The following is a 2,910-nucleotide window of genomic DNA, read 5'->3' on the forward strand; positions in this document are numbered from 1 at the left end:
CGCCGACGCGGCACTTGCGAGCCTCTAACAAACCCGGGGCGATTCATTGAGTCGATCCCGTGCTCCACCAGGAACCTGGCGAAATCCGGGTAGTCGCTTGGGGCCTGGCCACAAATGCCAACCTTGCAGCCGGCGGCGTGCGCCTTCTCATTGACCTGGGCAATGGCCGTCTTCACGGCTTGATTGCGTTCGTCGAACAGGTCGCTGAGCTCCTCCGAGTCACGGTCCACGCCCAGGATCAACTGGGTGAGGTCGTTGCTGCCGATGGAGAACCCGTCAAACCGCTGCGCGAATTCCTCGATCAGGAACACGTTGGAGGGGATTTCGCACATCATGTAGAGCTGCAATCCGTCCTTGCCGCGTTCCAGACCGTTCTCCGCGAGCAATTGGATCACACGGTCCGCCTCCTGCGGGGTTCGCACAAACGGGATCATCACCACCAGGTTGTCCACCCCGATTTGCTCACGCGCTCGCTTGATGGCACGGCATTCCAGTGCAAATCCGGCCTTGTAGTTCTGGCTGTAATACCGAGAGGCTCCGCGGAAACCCAGCATGGGGTTTTCTTCCTTGGGCTCGAACTGGGTGCCGCCGATCAACTGTGCGTACTCGTTGGTTTTGAGGTCGCTCATGCGCACAATCACGGGATCCGGGTACTGGGAGGCCGCAATGGTGGCGATCCCGCGGGCCAGGTGGTCCACAAAGTACTCGGACTTGTCCTGGTAACCGGCCGTGAGCTCCTCAATGGTGGCCCGAACAGCAGGGTCCTCCACCTGATCGAACCTGGTAAGCGCCAGCGGGTGGATCTTGATGACGTCGTTGACAATGAACTCCATCCGCGCCAACCCCACACCGTTGACCGGCAACCGCCACCAGTGCAATGCGGCATCCGGGGTGGCCAGGTTGATCATCAGACGCACCGGCGAGTTCGGCAACTCATCCAGGGAGAGTTGCTTCTCCTCGAAAGGCAGGGCGCCGGCGTAAACGAACCCCTCACTGCCCTCCGCACAGGAGACGGTGACCATTTGACCGTCCTGGATGGAGCGGGTGCCGCCCCCGGTGCCGACGACGGCGGGCACGCCCACCTCGCGGCTGACGATTGCCGCGTGGCTGGTGCGGCCACCGTGATCCGTGACGATTGCCGAGGCCCGTTTCATGATGGGGCCCCAGTCGGGGTCGGTGCGTTCGATGACCAGGACGTCGCCGTCGTTGAGTTTGTCCATCTGGTGCGGGCTGTGCAGGACACGGGCGGGACCGACGGCGATGGACTCCCCCACAGAGGTGCCCGAGGTGACCACGGAACCGCGTTCCTTGAGGTCAAAGGTGGGCATGGCGGTGGCGGCCTTGCGCGACTGCACCGTCTCCGGGCGGGCCTGGACGCTGAACAGCTCACCGGTCACGCCGTCCTTGGCCCACTCCATGTCCATGGCGTTGCCGTAGTGCTTTTCGATGATCACCGACCAGCGCGCCAGGGTGAGGATCTCCTCATCGGCCAGCACCAGCCGCTTGCGTTCGGCTTCCTGGGTGTCCACGGTCTGGGTGGATTCGTTGCCACCCACCGCGTAGACCATCTTCTTTTCCTTGCGGCCCAGGGTCTTGGTCAGGATGGGGTTCAGGCCAGGCTCGTTCAGCCGCGGCTTGAACACGCGGTACTCGTCCGGGTCAACCGCACCTTGCACCACGGTCTCACCGAGCCCCCAGGCAGCATCGATCACGACGACGTCCGGAAAACCCGTGTCCGTGTCAATCGAGAACATCACGCCGGAACCGGCGCGGTCGGACTGGACCATCTTCCGCACGCCCACGGACAAGGCGACCTCCAGGTGGTCGAATCCACGTTCGCGCCGGTAGTTGATGGCACGGTCTGTGAACAGGGATGCGTAGCAGCGACGGCAAGCGGCCAACAGATCCTCAGCACCGCTGATGTTCAGGTAGGTCTCCTGCTGGCCGGCAAAGCTGGCCTCCGGCAGGTCCTCCGCGGTGGCGCTGCTGCGCACGGCAACCGATGCTGCATCCGCCCCGTCCCGGCGGCACATTTCCGCGTACGCCTCACGAATGGCTTGTGCGATCTCCTCCGGGAACTCCCCGTGGCGCAGCGCGCGGCGGATGGTGGTTCCCACCTGTTCCAGGCTGCGTTCGCCCTTGTCCAGGGCCTGGGTCTCCTCCGCCAAGATGTCTTTGAGGTGGTTGTGGCGGATGAACTCGCGGTAGGCGTGGGCGGTGGTGGCAAAACCACCGGGCACACGGACGCCCTCTTCTGAAAGGCTGCGAATCATCTCTCCCAGGGAGGCGTTCTTGCCACCCACCTGGGGAATGTCGGTGTACTTGAGATCTTCAAACCACAGAACAAATGCTTCACTCGTCATTTCACACCTCCAGCATGATTGCCACGAGCAGGTGTGTCATGAAATGCCCGATGGAATCACCGCACCTTTGCGGTTCAAGTCTCCGAATGAAGGGGTCGACTAATGCCCTGCAGGGGATTGTCTTGCCTGGCTGTTCACCGGCCCCAGGCTGCCACCATGGTCATCTCCCATCCGCGTGGGATCACCATGCCCTCCGGCGCTGGTGCCACGCCGGGCCTTTGGCCCACCACCATGCTAGCACCAGTCAGCCCCGCGATTCCGGGCCAGTGGCGAGGTTGGCAGGGGTTGCCACAGGGCGCTGGCAGTGGCGCCTGACGCACGTTCTCTGCCTCATGGAACCTTCACCCATCCATACTGAGGTCCGCCGTCGTCGTGCATTTTCCACACGACGACGTCAGCGCCACCAGATATCGCATCCGAGAACCAATATGTGGGATCCGGATTCCATCCGGCAATAACACTTGATGTGTATTTGTCCACCGGGATCTCCATACAGGCCGATGTATCGCCCCGGGTCTGGTGGAGGCTCTGATTCCACGGGAGGATG

General features: G+C 62.7%; 1 protein-coding gene and 1 pseudogene. Both read right to left on the reverse strand.

Annotated elements, in window-relative coordinates:
• Window positions 1-2,363 (reverse strand): phosphoenolpyruvate synthase (gene ppsA, locus L979_RS13120; RefSeq protein ID WP_047692653.1); only part of this gene is annotated, 2,363 nt, incomplete at its 3' end.
• A gap of 330 nt (window positions 2,364-2,693) precedes the next feature.
• Window positions 2,694-2,910: pseudogene (locus L979_RS16865) on the reverse strand (hypothetical protein); the annotation flags it as partial.

The sequence above is a fragment of the Kocuria sp. ZOR0020 genome, from assembly GCF_000800955.1.
Classification (GTDB): Bacteria; Actinomycetota; Actinomycetes; order Actinomycetales; family Micrococcaceae; genus Kocuria; species Kocuria subflava.